Here is a 16,067-nt window from a genome sequence, read left to right as displayed (position 1 = left end):
GGCGCCCGCCGAGCGCGGGGCCGTCGAGCGGATGGAACGCCACCAGGTGGCGGTCTATCTCGCCGCGATGGCCCTCGGCGCCCTCCTCGGGCTGGCCGCCCCCTCCGCGGGGCCGGGTTTCGAACACCTCATCAACCCGGTCCTGGGCGCGCTGCTCTTCGTGACCTTCCTCCAGGTCCCGGCGGCCGAGCTGCTGCGCTCACTGCGCGACGCCCGGTTCCTCTCCGCCACGCTGGCGGTGAACTTCCTCGTCGTGCCGCTCGTCGTCGCCGCGATGTTCGCCTTCCTGCCCGCCGACCGGGCGGTACGCCTCGGCGTGCTGCTCGTGCTGCTCTGCCCCTGTGTCGACTACGTGATCGTCTTCAGCGGCCTCGCCGGCGGCTCGGCCCGGCGGCTGCTCGCCGCGACCCCGCTGCTGCTGGTCGCGCAGCTGGCGCTGCTGCCGGTGCTGCTGTACGCGTTCCTCGGCCCCGGGCTCGCCGACCTCGTGGAGGCGGGGCCGTTCCTGGAGGCGTTCGCCTTCCTGATCGTCGTTCCGCTCGCGCTCGCCTGGGCGCTCCAGCTCTGGGCGCGGCGGCGGGAGAGCGGACGCCGGGTGTCGGGGGCGGCGAGCACGACGATGGTGCCGCTGATGGCCGCGACGCTGCTGACCGTCGTCGCCTCGCAGGTGCCGGAGCTGGGCGGGAACTCGACCGACGTCGTCGCGGTCGTCCCCTTCTACGCGGTGTTCCTGGTGGTGATGGCCTTCGCGGGGAAGGCGGTCGCCCGGATGTTCCGGCTCGACGTGCCCGGCGGGCGGGCCGTGGTCTTCAGCGGGGCGACCCGCAACTCCCTGGTCGTGCTGCCCCTGGCCCTGGCCCTGCCGGAGGCGTACGCGGTCGCGGCCGTCGTGGTGGTCGCGCAGACCCTCGTGGAGGTCCTCGGCATGGTGCTCTACGTCCGGGCGGTGCCCCGCCTGCTGCCCGCTCAATCGCGTCGTCACCTGCACCGTTGAGCCGCGATCCGGTCTCTCGGAACGGCCCGGGCCCCCTCTTCGGGTACACGCCGCGGGAAACTTCGTGAAGTTCTTCACAAGGAATGGGGCCCGTTGGGGCGCGGTTCGGGCCCGTCAGCTCCGTGCGGGTCGTGCCAGGGAGCGTACGGAGGGGCCGTGTACGCGTTCCGAGTGCGGTGCGCGTGACCGCGGGGGAGGGGCGGTCCGCTCGGTCGCGAGGGCCAAGGGCCAGCTCACAGGCGGTGCACAACGTTTCCCGCGGTGCCGTGGTTCCCCGCGGCGGCCATGAGGTGGGTCACGTGGGCGGCGAAGTGTAGCAGAGGGTCGGTCAATCCTTGTGAAGGGGCTCACGAGCACCCCCCTGGGGCGGGGTGGATACTCGATGGCATGAGCACCACGGAGCGTCCCAGGATCCTCGTTGTAGGCGGTGGGTACGTTGGCCTGTACGCAGCTCGTCGCATTCTGAAGAAGATGCGGTACGGAGAGGCGACCGTCACGGTCGTCGACCCGCGCTCGTACATGACGTACCAGCCCTTCCTCCCCGAAGCTGCTGCCGGCAGCATCTCGCCTCGGCATGTCGTCGTCCCGCTGCGACGCGTGCTGCCCAAGGCTGAGGTTCTCACCGGTCGTGTCACGACCATCGACCAGGACCGCAAGGTCGCCACGGTCGCGCCGCTCGTCGGCGAGTCCTACGAGCTGCCCTTCGACTACCTGGTCATCGCGATGGGCGCGGTCTCCCGCACCTTCCCGATCCCCGGCCTCGCCGAGCAGGGCATCGGCATGAAGGGCATCGAGGAGTCCATCGGCCTGCGCAACCACGTCCTGGAGCAGCTCGACAAGGCCGACTCCACGACCGACGAGGACGTCCGCCGCAAGGCGCTGACGTTCGTCTTCGTGGGCGGCGGCTTCGCCGGCGCGGAGACCATCGGCGAGGTCGAGGACATGGCCCGCGACGCGGCCAAGTACTACACCAACGTGAAGCGCGAGGACATGCGCTTCATCCTCGTCGACGCCGCCGACAAGATCCTTCCCGAGGTCGGCCCGAAGCTGGGCGCCTACGGCAAGGAGCACCTGGAGAGCCGGGGCGTGGAGATCTACCTCTCCACCTCGATGGACTCCTGCGTCGACGGCCACGTGGTGCTGAAGAACGGCCTGGAGGTCGACTCCAGCACCATCGTGTGGACCGCCGGTGTGAAGCCGAACCCGGCCCTGGCCCGCTTCGGCCTGCCGCTCGGCCCCCGCGGTCACGTGGACACCTCCGAGAAGCTCCAGGTGCAGGGCACCGACTACATCTGGGCCGCGGGCGACAACGCCCAGGTGCCGGACATGGTCGGCCGCCGCGCCGGCAACCCGAACGCCTGGTGCCCGCCCAACGCCCAGCACGCACTGCGCCAGGCGAAGGTCCTCGGCGACAACGTGATCTCCGGCATGCGGGGCTTCCCGCAGAAGGAGTACAGCCACGCGAACAAGGGCGCGGTCGCCGGTCTCGGCCTGCACAAGGGCGTCGCGATGATCGTCATGGGCAAGGTGAAGATCAAGCTCAAGGGCCGTCTCGCCTGGTACATGCACCGCGGCTACCACGGCATGGCCATGCCGACCTGGAACCGCAAGATCCGGATCTTCGCCGACTGGACGCTCGCGATGTTCCTCAAGCGCGAGGTCGTCTCGCTCGGCGCCATGGAGACGCCGCGCGAGGAGTTCTACGAGGCCGCCAAGCCGGCCCCGGCGCCGGCCGCCGCCAAGCCGGAGGGCGAGAAGGCCAAGGCCGGCTGACCCCCGGTGACACGCTCCGCGAGGAGCGCACCGTACGACGCCCGAAGGGGCCGTCCGCCATCCGTGGTGCGGACGTCTCCTTCGGCGTATCCGGGCCGGACGCGGACCGGGGGCCCGGCGGGGGGCCGTGGCCGGTTCCCGCCCATATGGATGGCGTATGCACACGCTTTGCCGTTCCGTTGCCCGGTAGCGGGATGACGCGGTGTGCGAGCAGAGTTGACGCAGGTGTACCTCGCCACGGCGCCCGGGGTGTCGCGGCGGGGCTACGAGCATGTCTGTTCGCCCTGTGCTTGTTGTGCATGTCGGGGAAACACCACGGAGGTGTGCGCCATGGCAGACGCCGCGTCGCGGCTGACCGCTCTTGCCGAGGAGTTGCTCTCGGAACCCCTGCCGGTCCGTGTCCGGGCCTGGGACGGAAGCGAATCGGGGCCGCCCGGCGCCCCGGTCCTCGTTATCCGCCACCGCCGCGCCCTGCGCCGGCTCCTGTGGAAGCCGGGCGAACTGGGCCTGGCCCGCGCCTGGGTGGCCGGGGACATCGACGTCGAGGGCGACCTGTACGAAGCGCTCAGCCGGCTGGCCGGGCTGCTCTGGGACCGCGGCGCCGACGCCAAGGACTCGGTCCACCCGGTCCGCGACCCCAGGGTCCGCGCCTTCGCCCGCGGCCTCCTCCGCCTCGCGGGCCCCTGGCCGCCGCCCGCCCCGCCCGCGGAGGAGGTCCGCCGCCGCACCGGGCCGCTGCACACCCGGCGCCGCGACAAGGAGGCCATCAGCCACCACTACGACGTCGGCAATGACTTCTACGCCCTGGTACTCGGCCCCTCCATGGTCTACTCCTGCGCCTACTGGCAGGACGGGGGCACCCTGGAGGACGCCCAGCGCGACAAGCTCGACCTGGCCTGCCGCAAGCTCGGCCTCAAGGAGGGCGACCGGCTCCTGGACGTCGGCTGCGGCTGGGGCTCCATGGCCATGCACGCCGCGCGCGCCTACGGGGCGCAGGTCACCGGCATCACCCTCTCCCAGGAACAGGCCGCCCACGCCCGCAAGCGCATCGCCGAGGAGGGACTGACCGACCGGATCGAGATCCGCGTCCAGGACTACCGGGACGTATGCGTCGGCCCGTACGACGCGATCTCCTCGATCGGCATGGCCGAGCACGTCGGCTCGGTCCGCTACCGCGAGTACGCCGACGACCTCTACGCCCTCCTGAAGCCCGGCGGCCGCCTGCTGAACCACCAGATCGCCCGCCGCCCCGAGGGGGACGAGGACGCCTACCGCATCGACGCCTTCATCGACGCGTACGTCTTCCCCGACGGGGAACTGGCTCCCCTCGGCCGCACCCTGGCCACCCTGGAGGAGGCCGGCTTCGAGGCCAGGGACGTCGAGGCGCTGCGCGAGCACTACGCCCTGACCCTGCGCCGGTGGGTGGCCAACCTGGAGCGGCACCGGGAGCGGGCGGTCCGCGCCACCTCCCCGGGCCGGGTCAGGGTCTGGCGGCTGTACATGGCCGCCTCGGCACTCTCCTTCGAGCACAACAGGATCGGCGTCAACCAGATCCTCGCGGTGCGCCCGCCGGACGGCGGCGGCTCCGGAATGCCGCTGCGCGCCCGCGCCTGGACGGAGACCGCGAGCCCCTGACCCGTACGCGCACGGCACGGGCGAGGGGCCGGTGCGACCGCTTCGCAGCGGTCGCACCGGCCCCCTGGGGTGTCCGGCGGACCCTCGTCCCGGGCCCTGCGGCTACTCCGTCTTGATCGCCGTCAGCATGTTGAGCTTCGCGGCGCTGCGGGCGGGCCACAGCGAGGCGAGGACGCCCACCAGGGCGGCGAGGAGCAGGAAGAGGCCGAGCCGGTCCCACGGGACGACCAGGGCGTAGCCGGGGATGTCGGCGGACAGGGTCCGGCCGATCGCCCAGCCGAGGAAGACCCCGAGGCCGACCCCGATCACCGCGCCGAACACCGAGATGACGACGGCCTCCAGACGGATCATCCGCTTGACGCGGCCCCGGTCGAGACCGATCGCGCGGAGCATCCCGATCTCCTGCTGGCGTTCGAACACCGACATCGCGAGGGTGTTGACGACGCCGAGGACCGCGATCAGCAGGGCCATGGCGAGCAGCCCGTACATGATGTTCAGGGCGGTGTTGATGAAGCCGCCGAACACGTCGCGGATGTCCTGCCGGTCCATGACGCTCATCGCCGGGTTGTCCCCGAGCGCGTCCACGATCGCCTGCTCGTTGGCCTTGCTCGCGCCGCCGTCGGCCTTGATCCAGATCTCCCGGATCTCGGGGCGGGAGGCGGAGCTGTGCCGGTCGGCGAGGTCCTTCGGAATGAGGAAGGGGGAGAGGAACTCGTTCTGCTCGTAGAGGGCGCCGATGGTCAGCTCGCCCTTCTTCTCGTCGTCGAACGTCACCGGGAGGGTGTCGCCGGTCTTCCAGCCGTTCGACTTGGCGGTCTTGGAACCGACCGCGACCTGACCGTCCTTCAGCGAGCCGAGCGAACCGGAGACGGTCGTCAGCGAGAAGACCTTCTCCACGTCGCCCGGGGTGACGCCGGAGGCCGAGTGGGGCTCCCCGTCGACCTGGAAGTACGCGGCCTGCTGCGGGGAGAGCGCGGCGACGCCGTCGGCCTTCGCCAGCGCCGTGAGCGCGGACTCGTCGAGCGAGTCGCCGCTGGCCATCGAGACCATGTAGTCGGCCCTGATGTTGTCCGTGGTCATCTTGTCGATGGCCTGGCCGAGCGTGACACCGAGCACCGAGATGCCGGTGACCAGGGTCAGCCCGATGGCCAGGGCGGAGGCGGTGGCTCCGGTACGGCGCGGGTTGCGGACCGCGTTCTGCGAGGCCAGCTTCCCGGAGACGCCGAACAGCTTCTTCAGCAGCGGCCGGACCAGGGCGATGACCGGGCGCGAGAGCAGCGGGATCAGGATGATGACGCCGATCAGGGCGAAGAACGCGCCGCCCGCGACCAGCTGCCGGCCGGACGCGCCGCCGGCCGCAGCGCCGCCGACGATCCCCGCTGCGCCGAGCAGGGCGATCACGCCGCCGATGGAGTTCCGTACGACCAGGGACTTGGTGGAGGCGGTGGCGTGCACGCTGCTCATCGCGGCGACCGGGGCGATCTTCGCGGCCCGGCGGGCGGGCAGCCAGGCGGCCAGCACGGTGATCAGGATGCCGACGGCGAAGGCGGAGAGGACGGCGGTCGGTGAGACGATCAGCGGGCCGGCCGGGATCTTGCCGCCCAGGAGGCCCATCGCCGAGCGCAGACCCGTGGCGAGGCCGAGACCGAGGGCGAAGCCGATGACGGACGCGATCGTGCCGACGACGGCGGCCTCCAGCAGCACCGAGCGCTTGATCTGGCGGCGGGTCGCTCCGATCGCCCGCATCAGGGCCAGCTCACGGGTCCGCTGCGCGATCAGCATGGTGAAGGTGTTGGCGATGAGGAAGACGCCGACGAACAGCGCGATGCCCGCGAAGGCCAGCAGCATGCCGTTGAGGCCGGCCAGCCCGCTCTCGATGTCCTTCGCCTGCTCTTCCGCCAGCGCCTTGCCGGTCTGCGCGGTGGCGTTCTCGGGCAGCAGGGGCGTGATCGCGTCCAGCAGCTTCTGGTCGGAGACGCCACCGGTGGCGGTGACGGTCGCGTCCTGGAAGACGCCGGGCTTCAGATAGAGCTTCTGGGCGGTCGCGGTGTCGAACAGCACGAGGCTGCCGCCCGCGTTGACCGCGCCGTCCTCGGTGGTGAAGATCCCCGAGAGGGTGTACTCCTTCACCGGGCCGTTGGTCGCGACGCGCACCGGGTCGCCGACCTTGTACTCGCCCTTGCTCGCGGTGTCCTTGTCGAGCGCGACCGAGCCGTTCTCCGCCGGGCCCGAGCCGTCGGTGAAGACGTAGCTCGCGTCCTTGCCGTCCTTGCCGGGGGCGAAGTTCGCGCCGGTGTTGGACCAGCCGTTGCCGATCAGCTTGCCATCCGGGTCGGCGACCCCGGCGAAGCCGGAGACCCGCCCGGTGGCGGAGGCCACGCCGTCCAGGCCCCGGATCTTCTCCAGGGTGGCGTCGTCGATGCCGGGGGTCTTCTCGTCGTGCGTGCCGGCGTACGTGTCCACGGCGACGGCCACGTCGTCGTAGCTCTTGGCGGACTGGTTGCGGAAGGCGTTGCCGAGGGTGTCGGTGAAGACGAGGGTGCCGGAGACGAACGCTACGCCGAGCATGACGGCGAGCACGGTCATCAGCAGCCTGGCCTTGTGCGCGAGCACATTGCGCAGGGCGGTACGGAACATGTCTGTGTGTCCTGGGATGGGTTCCGGAAGGGGGACGAGGACGCGCGGGGGCGGCGCGGCCGGGGCGGCGGGCGCCCGCGTCAGCCGGTGCGGTCGTACCGGCGGGCCGCCGGCGGTGTCAGCTGGTGCGGCCCTTCGCGTCGAACGCCTTCATCCGGTCGAGGACCCCGTCGGCGGTCGGGTGCATCATCTGGTCGACGACCGCGCCGTCCGCGAGGAAGATGACCCGGTCCGCGTAGGAGGCGGCCACCGGGTCGTGCGTCACCATCACCACGGTCTGGCCCAGCTCGCGCACCGAGTTGCGCAGGAAGCCGAGGACCTCGGCGCCGGAGCGGGAGTCCAGGTTCCCGGTCGGCTCGTCACCGAAGATGATCTCCGGCTGCGAGGCCAGGGCCCGGGCCACGGCGACGCGCTGCTGCTGACCGCCGGAGAGCTCGGTCGGGCGGTGCTTCAGCCGCTCGGAGAGCCCCACCATGTCGATCACCTTCTGGAGCCACGCGGCATCCGGCTTGCGGCCCGCGATGTCCATCGGCAGCGTGATGTTCTCCAGCGCGGTGAGCGTCGGCAGCAGGTTGAACGCCTGGAAGATGAAGCCGATCTTGTCCCGGCGCAGCTGCGTGAGCTGCTTGTCCTTCAGCGTGGACAGCTCGGTGTCACCGATGCGGACGGAACCGCTGCTGAAGCTGTCGAGCCCGGCGACGCAGTGCATCAGCGTCGACTTGCCGGAGCCCGACGGGCCCATGATCGCCGTGAACTCGCCCTGCGGGAAGTCCACGGTCACCCGGTCCAGGGCGACGACCTGTGTCTCGCCCTCGCCGTAGACCTTCGACAGCTCCGTGGCGCGGGCAGCCACCGCGGTGGCGCGGTGAACGGTGGGGGTGGTGGTCACAGGGACGCTCCTGGTTCGGGTGATGCGGTTGCACGGACCGTGCTGAGGCGGGCGCCGACGCCATGCCTCGGGGACTTACTCCATCGTCACGTCCCGATCGCGTCCGGTCGTCACTCCCGATGCCCGTTCCCGTGGCCCTCTTGAGTCGCACCGCGGACGTACATCCGTCCTCCTCGGGTATGACATCGACCCTGACCGCGGTCGTGGCGCCTCCGGCGCGGTCACCCCGCGTGAGCACACGAGGGCGCGTCGAGGACCGGCCGGGAGGGCCGGGGGGGGGGGGGGGGGGGCGCCCCCCCCCCCCCCCCCCCCGGCCCCGGGGCGGGAACGAACCCGGACCCGAGGGTGGCGGACCCCCTGGCGAAGCCTGGCGCGAACCCGGCGCATTCGGCCGTACGGGTGCGGCGACTTTCCGTCATTCCCACGCGGTGCGCCGAGCGCCCGTGATCGGCAACGGGCGTGTGGTCAGCCCGGTCGAATATGCTGACGGACCCTCAAGCGGTCAATAAAATAGGACAACATCGCGCCACTGTTCCGCTGATCGGGGGACGTCCCCGGATAGGGTCGGTAGCCATACGCGGAGCCGCGCGGCACGCCCGGATGGTGGAACGCAGACACGGCGAGCTTAAACCTCGCTGCCCCTCGGGGGCGTGCCGGTTCGAGTCCGGCTCCGGGCACCACGCGCCGCACTCTGCGTGACCCGGACGGCCCAGACCGTGAGCGTGGCCCGAACCCCGGGCCCCGGCCGGGTACGGCGGTCCCGCCCGGGCCGCGGCATCGCCTCCCGGCAGACCGGCGCAAAGATCCTCCCCTGGGACTGGGGTGATTCTTTTGCCTACCCATTACTCTTGTGGCGAGGCCACGCAGTGTGGCCACGGAGGAGTGAGATGAGGAGCAGCAACCCGGTCTTCTCGCGACGGGGGTTCAGCCGCGACAACGGCCACGCGGGCTTCAACGCGGCGCCGCAGGCCGGGGCCGCCGCGGCGGGAGCCAACCCGTACGCCACCAACCCCTACGCACAGCAGGATGCCCAGCTCGGCGCCCCGCAGGCGCCCGCGCGCACCGACGCGATGACCATCGACGACGTGGTGACGCGTACGGCGATGACGCTGGGCACCGTGATCGTCGCCGCCGCCATCGCCTGGTGGGTCATGCCGGTCGACGAGGCGAACCTCGGCAGCGCCTACGGCGTGGCCATCGGCGCCGCGATCATCGGCTTCGTCCTGTCGCTGGTGAACTCGTTCAAGCGTCGGCCCTCGCCGCCACTGATCCTGACCTACGCGGCGTTCGAGGGTGTCTTCCTCGGCATCGTCAGCAACATCGTCAGCATGTACGTCGCCCCCGGCGCCGCGATGCAGGCGGTGATCGGCACCATGGCGGTCTTCGCCGGCGTGCTGATCGCCTACCGCACCGGACTGATCCGGGTCACGCGCCGCTTCTACGGCTTCGTGATGGCGGCCGCCATCGGCTTCATGCTGCTGATGATGGTCAACCTCCTGTTCGCCGTGTTCGGCGGCGGTGACGGCCTCGGCTTCCGCAGCGGCGCGCTCGGCGTCGTCTTCGGCATCGTGGCCATCGTCATCGGCGCGTGCATCCTCGCCCTCAACTTCAAGCAGGTCGAGGACGGCATCGCCTACGGCGCTCCGCGCGAGGAGGCGTGGCTGGCGGCCTTCGGCCTCACCGTGACCCTGGTGTGGATCTACATCGAGATGCTGCGCCTGGTCGCGATCCTCAGCGGCGACGACTGACCGCACGCCCCGCACCGCCCGCAGGACCCGCAGTACCGGAACGGCCCGCAGGCTTCGAGCCTGCGGGCCGTTCCGGTTCCGGGACGTCCGCTCTGGGACGGCCCGCCGGTGGCCACCTCGCGCGGGCGCCGCGTAGGGTCGGCCGGGTGCTCGATACGACGCCCCTGATCCTGGCCGTGGACCGATTCGCCGACCGCCTGCGCTCGGCCCCGCAGAGCCGCCTTCAGCGCGGCGCGGCCGCCGAGGCGCTGGCCGCGGCGCGCGAACTCGCGGCCCGGGCCCAGCGCCTGGAGAACCCGGACGCCGAGCCGCGTGAACTGCCGGACGCCGGGATGTTCGCCGTGGGCGACCAACTCGCCGTCGCCGGGCGCGACCTGGCGGTGGCACTGGAAACGGCCCCGCCCCAGGAGCTGGACGAGGCCGTGCGGTATGTCGGGAAAGCGGCGGCGCGGGCTTTCGCCTGAGCGGCCCGCGCCCGGCGGGTCAGAACGAGGCGATGACGCGGTCGGCGAGGATGTAGACGTTGTCCTCGCCGCAGGAGAAGGTCAGCGCATAGGCGCCGGAGACGCCCGAACCTCCCAGCAGCACCGGCTGCCGTCCCGCCCGCAGGGCGTCGGCGAGCCGCTCGGCGGTCTCGCGGTGGCCGGGGGTCATGCAGAGCGTGGTGCCGTCGGCGAAGACGTACACATCGAGCGTGCCCAGTGGACCGGGCCGCACGTCGGTCAGCTCGGTCGCGGTGTCGGCCAGCTCTTCGAGCCGGTCCACGGTCCGCTCGTGATCGGTGACCACCGGAGTCTGTACGGGGACGAAGTCCGGGTGCGAGGGGTGGCGGCGGCGGGCGGCGGCCAGCTCGGGCGAGTCCTCCGGGAACTCCGCGATCTCCGGGAGATCGGTCAGTTCGCCGATCTCGTGCTCCGCCAGGGTCCGCTCGCTCAGCTCCGCGAGCTCCTCCATCGCCTCGGTCGCTTCGAGGTCCATCGACTCCAGACCGGCGAAGTCGGCCTGCCGGGGCAGGTAGTACGGGGCGTCGTCGCCGAGGCCGGACAGACCGCCCAGCAGAGACGGGGCGTCGGCCGCGTCACGGTCCTCCTGAGCGGCCCAGAAGGCGCGCGCCTCGGCCAGCTCGCGCTCCCGCTCCTCGGCGAGCGCCTCGGCGACGGCCGCGCGTATCTCCTCGGCGGGGGTGGCCGTACTGCGGCTCTGGGGTGGCACTGAGGCGCCGGGAGCACGGCCGGCGGCCAGCTCCGTGCGCAGCGCCGCGACCTGCTTGCGCAGCCCGTGAGCGGCGTGCAGCGCGGCGGTGCCGACGGCCGTGGCAGCGGCGGTGGTCAGCAACAGGGCAAATGACATGGCGCTCACTGACATACTCCCGGTTTCAATCGATACCCCCGACTTCCTACATCAGCTTGACCTGTACCGGTACGGGCTGTCAGTGCATTACGTCACGAAATGGACAGGTCTTTCGGTCCGACGTTTGGCCCCAGAACGGCAGTGACCTGCATAAACGAATCTCCCCCGGGACGCAGATCACATCCTGGGGGAGATTCGGTCACGGTCGGAGCTCGGCCGGGTTCGAAGCACCCCGACGAGGGAGCCCGAGCGGCTCAGCTCAGCCGCTCGTGCTGGTGGTCGCGCTGAAGTTTCGCCTGCGCTGCGGGCAGGTGCCGTCTTCGTCCCTCAGGCGACCCCTACCCTCCGCTACGGCTCAGCTCAGCCGCTCGTGCTGGTGGTCGCGCTGAAGTTTCGCCTGCGCTGCGGGCAGGTGCCGCCTTCGTCCCTCAGGCGGCCCCTACCCTCCGCTACGGCTCAGCTCAGCCGCTCGTGCTGGTGGTCGCGCTGAAGTTTCGCCTGCGCTGTGGGCAGGTGCCGCCTTCGTCCCTCAGGCGGCCCCTACCCTCCGCTACGGCTCAGCTCAGCCGCTCGTGCTGGTGGTCGCGCTGAAGTTTCGCCTGCGCTGCGGGCAGGTGCCGCCTTCGTCCCTCAGGCGACCCCTACCCTCCGCTACGGCTCAGCTCAGCCGCTCGTGCTGGTGGTCGCGCTGAAGTTTCGCCTGCGCTGCGGGCAGGTGCCGTCTTCGTCCCTCAGGCGACCCCTACCCTCCGCTACGGCTCAGCTCAGCCGCTCGATCACCATCGCCATGCCCTGGCCGCCGCCCACGCACATCGTCTCCAGGCCCCACTGCTTGTCGTGGAACTGGAGGCTGTTGATCAGCGTGCCCGTGATGCGGGCGCCCGTCATGCCGAAGGGGTGGCCGACCGCGATCGCACCGCCGTTGACGTTGACCTTGTCCAGCGGCAGGCCGAGGTCCCGATAGGAGGGGATGACCTGGGCGGCGAACGCCTCGTTGATCTCGGCGAGGTCGATGTCGTCGATGGTCAGGCCGGCCCGCTTCAGCGCCTGCTTGCTCGCCTCGACCGGGCCGTAGCCCATGATCTCGGGAGAGAGGCCGGAGACGCCGGTGGAGACGATCCGGGCCAGCGGGGTCAGGCCCAGCTCGCGCGCCTTGGTGTCGGACATGATCACCAGCGCCGCGGCGCCGTCGTTGAGCGGGCAGCAGTTGGCCGCCGTGACCAGGCCGTCCGGGCGGAAGACCGGCTTCAGCCCCTGCACGCCCTCCAGCGTCACGCCCGCGCGCGGGCCGTCGTCCTTGGCGACCACGGTGCCGTCGGGGGTGGTGACCGGGGTGATCTCCCGCTCCCAGAAGCCGTTCCGCAGGGCCTCCTCGGCGAGGTTCTGCGACCGTACGCCGAACTCGTCCATGTCCTGACGGGAGACGCCCTTGGTCCGGGCCAGGTTCTCCGCCGTCTGCCCCATCGCGATGTACGCGTCCGGGACGAGGCCGTCCTCGCGCGGGTCGTGCCAGCTCGCCCCGGACTCCTCGGCGCGGGCGGCGGTGCGGGCCTCGGCCTCGGCGAACAGCGGGTTGTGCGTGTCCGGGAGGCTGTCGGAGTTGCCCTTGGTGAATCGGGACACCATCTCGACACCGGCCGAGATGAAGACGTCGCCCTCGCCCGCCTTGATCGCGTGCAGCGCCATCCGGCTGGTCTGGAGCGAGGACGAGCAGTAGCGGGTGACCGTACAGCCGGGAAGGTGGTCCATCCCCATCTGCACGGCGATGATGCGGCCCAGGTTGTTGCCCTGCTCGCCGCCGGGCAGACCGCAGCCCAGCATCAGGTCGTCGATGTCCTTCGGGTCCAGCTCGGGAACCTTGGCCAGTGCGGTCTGGATGATCGTGGCGGTCAGGTCGTCCGAGCGCAGGTCCTTCAGGGACCCCTTGAAGGCGCGGCCGATCGGCGAACGGGCGGCAGAGACGATCACGGCTTCGGGCATCACGCGGCTCCAAGAGGGCTGGAAGGCTGTGTGGACAGGCGGAACTCCTGTGGAAGTTACCCGGACGTATCGCCGGGGTCACCCGCCAGGCCGTGTGACACGGGACTCTTTTCTAAGCGCTTGCTCAGGTCCTGTGCTCGTCACCGCCCGGGCTCAGGTCCCGTCCTGTCGTCGCCGGCCGGGGTCCGGCTTCCCGGCCCCGTCGTCGCGGGTCCGCCCGCCCCGTACGCACGCCCGGGCGGCCCGGCTCCGCCGAGCGCGGCTCCGGGCCCCCGCACGGCGGCGGTCCGCCCGCCCCGTACGCACGCCCGGGCGGCCCGGCTCCGCCGAGCGCGGCTCCGGGCCCCCGCACGGCGGGCGGCCAGGGTCAGGGGCCTCTATGCGTGCCCGTGCGCCGCGTCCGGGTGCGCGTGCGGGGTGGGCTCCGTGGAGGCGGGCAGACGCCGCCGCCTGCGGTGCTTGAGGAGGGCCCAGGGAGCCCGCGCCCCCGTGACCTCCGTGCCGGCCTCCCGGGCCGCCTGGGAGGCGGCCTTCGCCACCGGGAGGATGTCCTCGCGCCGGGCGCCGTCCAGCCGGTCGGTCTCCGGCCACAGGCCCAGCGCCGCGCACAGGGTGGGCAGCACCGCCATGGCCGCCGTGGCGTAGCCCTCGGCGGAGGGGTGGTAGTTGTCCGGGCCGAACAGCTCACGCGGGTTCGCCGCGAACTCGGGGCCCAGCAGGTCGCCCAGCGACACCGTGCGCCCGCCCTGCTCGACCGCCCCGATCGTCTGCGCGGCCGCCAGCTGCCGGCTCACCCGCCGGGCCAGCCAGCGCAACGGCTGATAGACCGGTTCGATCGTGCCCAGGTCCGGGCAGGTGCCGACGACGACCTCCGCCCCCGCCGTCCGCAGCCTGCGCACCGCCGTCGTCAGACAGCGCACCGACTGGGTCGCGGGCATCCGGTGGGTGACGTCGTTGGCCCCGATCATGATCACGCAGACGTCCGGGATCCGCGCCGGATCCGTGAGCAGCAGTGACACCTGCCGCTCCAGATCGTCCGACCGCGCCCCGGGCAGGGCCACGTTCCGCAGGTCCACCGGCCGCTCGGCCACCGCCGCGAGCCCCGAGGCCAGCAGCGCGCCCGGGGTCTGCCCGGCCCGCCGCACGCCCTGACCGGCGGCCGTCGAGTCACCGAGCATCCCGAGCCGCATCGCGTCGGACGGTCCGGCGAACGCCACCCCGTACCGCCCGTCCGCGCTCGGCGGAACCGGAGCGGTGTCCCCGCCCACCTGCCTCTTCGCGAGCTGGACCTCCGCCAGGAACACGCCCACGGCCGCCGCACCGATCAATCCGATGCTGCCACCGCCGTAGGCCGCGCCCGCCGCGATCCGCCGTGCCACCCTTGCTCTCGACACAGTCCGGTCCACCTCCTCTTCGCCGTACAGCCGTACACGTACCTACTTGCCCCGTCAGGGGCTCCGTGTACTCCTTCCTGTACGCGGAGTCCGCCCCGTACGCATACTCTGGGCCGGACCATCTCGGAGATCCCGGAGTACACGGTGCAATTCCACGATTCGATGATCAGTCTTGTCGGCAACACCCCGCTGGTGAGGCTGCGCAGCGTCACGGCAGGTATCCAGGCGACCGTCCTGGCCAAGGTCGAGTACTTCAACCCCGGCGGGTCGGTGAAGGACCGCATCGCGCTGCGCATGATCGAGGCGGCCGAGCAGAGCGGGGAGCTGAAGCCCGGCGGCACGATCGTCGAGCCGACCAGCGGCAACACGGGCGTCGGGCTCGCCATCGTCGCCCAGCAGAAGGGCTACAAGTGCGTCTTCGTGTGCCCGGACAAGGTGTCCACGGACAAGATCAACGTGCTGCGCGCGTACGGCGCCGAGGTCGTCGTCTGCCCCACCGCCGTCGACCCCGAGCACCCGGACTCGTACTACAACGTCTCCGACCGGCTGGTCACCGAGACGCCGGGCGCCTGGAAGCCCGACCAGTACTCCAACCCGAACAACCCGCGCTCGCACTACGAGACCACCGGTCCCGAGCTGTGGGAGCAGACGGAGGGGAAGATCACCCACTTCGTCGCGGGCGTCGGCACCGGCGGCACGATCAGCGGCACCGGGCGCTACCTCAAGGAGATCAGCGACGGCGCGGTCCAGGTCATCGGCGCGGACCCGGAGGGGTCGGTCTACTCCGGCGGCTCCGGGCGGCCGTACCTCGTCGAGGGCGTCGGCGAGGACTTCTGGCCGAGCGCGTACGACCGCACCGTGACCGACGAGATCGTCGCCGTGTCCGACAAGGACTCCTTCCAGATGACGCGTCGGCTCGCCAAGGAGGAGGGGCTGCTCGTCGGCGGCTCCTGCGGCATGGCGGTCGTGGGGGCCCTGGAGGTCGCCAAGCGGCTCGGCCCCGAGGACGTCGTGGTGGTGCTGCTCCCCGACAGCGGGCGCGGCTATCTCAGTAAGATCTTCAACGACGAGTGGATGGCCGACTACGGCTTCCTCGAGGCCACCGGCGCCTCCGCGAACGTCGGCGCGGTGCTGGACTTCAAGGAGGGCCCGATGCCCTCCCTCGTCCACATGCACCCGGAGGAGACGGTCGGCGAGGCCATCGAGGTGCTCCGAGAGTACGGCGTCTCCCAGATGCCGATCGTGAAGCCGGGTGCCGGCCACCCGGACGTGATGGCCGCCGAGGTCATCGGCTCCGTCGTGGAGCGGCAGCTGCTGGACGCGCTGTTCACCCAGCGCGCCTCGCTGACCGACCCGCTGGAGAAGCACATGTCGACCCCGCTGCCGCAGGTCGGCTCCGGCGAACCGGTCGAGGACCTGATGGCCGTGCTCAGCGGCACGGACGGGTCCGACGCGGCGATCGTGCTCGTCGAGGGCAAGCCCAAGGGCGTCGTGAGCAGGCAGGACCTGCTGGCGTTCCTCGCCAGGGACGCGGGCACGACGAAGGTCTGACGCGCCGTCCGCCGGGCCCCGGGGCAAGCCTCCCGGCCCGGCGGCGGTGCGGGAACCGGGGCCCCGGCGGGCCGGCGACGGCCCTTCCCACGGGCCGAGGGCGGGCCTTCGCACAA

General features: G+C 71.6%; 11 protein-coding genes and 1 tRNA gene. 7 read left to right on the top strand and 5 right to left on the bottom strand.

Annotated elements, in window-relative coordinates; genetic code table 11:
* Positions 1-31: 31 nt before the first annotated feature.
* From ACIQMU_RS27810 to ACIQMU_RS27800, 3 genes are all read left to right on the top strand, one after another.
* Complete coding sequence (locus ACIQMU_RS27810; RefSeq protein WP_388539874.1) at positions 32-994, top strand: arsenic resistance protein; 963 nt, start codon at positions 32-34, stop codon at positions 992-994.
* A 387-nt stretch (positions 995-1,381) separates the two neighbouring features.
* Entirely contained in the window at positions 1,382-2,767 is a 1,386-nt protein-coding gene (locus ACIQMU_RS27805; protein WP_352239946.1) for an NAD(P)/FAD-dependent oxidoreductase, read from the top strand.
* A 330-nt stretch (positions 2,768-3,097) separates the two neighbouring features.
* A complete protein-coding gene (locus ACIQMU_RS27800; RefSeq protein ID WP_402689938.1) occupies positions 3,098-4,402 on the top strand; it encodes a class I SAM-dependent methyltransferase in 1,305 nt (434 codons plus the stop codon).
* A 102-nt stretch (positions 4,403-4,504) separates the two neighbouring features.
* On the opposite strand, the gene ACIQMU_RS27795 is transcribed toward ACIQMU_RS27800, so the two are convergent.
* Both ACIQMU_RS27795 and ACIQMU_RS27790 read right to left on the bottom strand, forming a co-directional pair.
* Entirely contained in the window at positions 4,505-7,039 is a 2,535-nt protein-coding gene (locus ACIQMU_RS27795; protein WP_402689937.1) for an ABC transporter permease, read from the bottom strand.
* Between the two features lie 118 nt (positions 7,040-7,157).
* A complete protein-coding gene (locus ACIQMU_RS27790; RefSeq protein ID WP_352239942.1) occupies positions 7,158-7,928 on the bottom strand; it encodes an ABC transporter ATP-binding protein in 771 nt (256 codons plus the stop codon).
* 594 nt (positions 7,929-8,522) lie between these two features.
* Between ACIQMU_RS27790 and ACIQMU_RS27785 the strand changes: the two genes are divergently transcribed.
* The 3 genes from ACIQMU_RS27785 to ACIQMU_RS27775 all read left to right on the top strand — a co-directional run bounded on the left by ACIQMU_RS27785 (position 8,523) and on the right by ACIQMU_RS27775 (position 10,140).
* A tRNA-Leu gene (locus ACIQMU_RS27785) sits at positions 8,523-8,608 on the top strand.
* Positions 8,609-8,815: 207 nt separating this feature from the next.
* Complete coding sequence (locus tag ACIQMU_RS27780) at positions 8,816-9,676, top strand: Bax inhibitor-1/YccA family protein (RefSeq protein WP_402689936.1); 861 nt, start codon at positions 8,816-8,818, stop codon at positions 9,674-9,676.
* A gap of 146 nt (positions 9,677-9,822) precedes the next feature.
* Positions 9,823-10,140 carry a hypothetical protein gene (locus ACIQMU_RS27775; protein ID WP_352239940.1) on the top strand — a complete coding sequence of 106 codons (318 nt, stop codon included), beginning with the start codon at positions 9,823-9,825 and terminating at the stop codon, positions 10,138-10,140.
* Between the two features lie 19 nt (positions 10,141-10,159).
* Here the strand turns inward: ACIQMU_RS27775 and ACIQMU_RS27770 are convergent, their stop codons facing one another.
* The 3 genes from ACIQMU_RS27770 to ACIQMU_RS27760 all read right to left on the bottom strand — a co-directional run bounded on the left by ACIQMU_RS27770 (position 10,160) and on the right by ACIQMU_RS27760 (position 14,385).
* The gene (locus tag ACIQMU_RS27770; RefSeq protein ID WP_352240187.1) at positions 10,160-11,011 is read right to left on the bottom strand and encodes a hypothetical protein; all 852 of its coding nucleotides are present in this window, start codon (positions 11,009-11,011) and stop codon (positions 10,160-10,162) included.
* A 774-nt stretch (positions 11,012-11,785) separates the two neighbouring features.
* Positions 11,786-13,006: an acetyl-CoA C-acetyltransferase gene (locus ACIQMU_RS27765; protein ID WP_352239939.1), complete on the bottom strand. Its 1,221-nt coding sequence runs from the start codon at positions 13,004-13,006 to the stop codon at positions 11,786-11,788.
* A 377-nt stretch (positions 13,007-13,383) separates the two neighbouring features.
* Positions 13,384-14,385 carry an SGNH/GDSL hydrolase family protein gene (locus ACIQMU_RS27760; RefSeq protein WP_352240186.1) on the bottom strand — a complete coding sequence of 334 codons (1,002 nt, stop codon included), beginning with the start codon at positions 14,383-14,385 and terminating at the stop codon, positions 13,384-13,386.
* A gap of 159 nt (positions 14,386-14,544) precedes the next feature.
* On the opposite strand from ACIQMU_RS27760, the gene ACIQMU_RS27755 reads away from it, so the two are divergent.
* Complete coding sequence (locus ACIQMU_RS27755; RefSeq protein WP_352239938.1) at positions 14,545-15,951, top strand: cystathionine beta-synthase; 1,407 nt, start codon at positions 14,545-14,547, stop codon at positions 15,949-15,951.
* Positions 15,952-16,067 lie beyond the last annotated feature (116 nt).

The sequence above is a fragment of the Streptomyces sp. NPDC091649 genome (genome assembly GCF_044756785.1).
Taxonomy (GTDB): domain Bacteria; phylum Actinomycetota; class Actinomycetes; order Streptomycetales; family Streptomycetaceae; genus Streptomyces.
This window is presented reverse-complemented; position numbering and strand designations above follow the sequence as displayed.

Coding starts and splice junctions, on each gene's coding strand:
- ACIQMU_RS27810 (WP_388539874.1), top strand. CDS start 32: ATGGAACGCCACCAGGTGGCGGTCTATCTCGCCGCGATGGCCCTCGGC.
- ACIQMU_RS27805 (WP_352239946.1), top strand. CDS start 1,382: ATGAGCACCACGGAGCGTCCCAGGATCCTCGTTGTAGGCGGTGGGTAC.
- ACIQMU_RS27800 (WP_402689938.1), top strand. CDS start 3,098: ATGGCAGACGCCGCGTCGCGGCTGACCGCTCTTGCCGAGGAGTTGCTC.
- ACIQMU_RS27795 (WP_402689937.1), bottom strand. CDS start 7,039: ATGTTCCGTACCGCCCTGCGCAATGTGCTCGCGCACAAGGCCAGGCTG.
- ACIQMU_RS27780 (WP_402689936.1), top strand. CDS start 8,816: ATGAGGAGCAGCAACCCGGTCTTCTCGCGACGGGGGTTCAGCCGCGAC.
- ACIQMU_RS27765 (WP_352239939.1), bottom strand. CDS start 13,006: ATGCCCGAAGCCGTGATCGTCTCTGCCGCCCGTTCGCCGATCGGCCGC.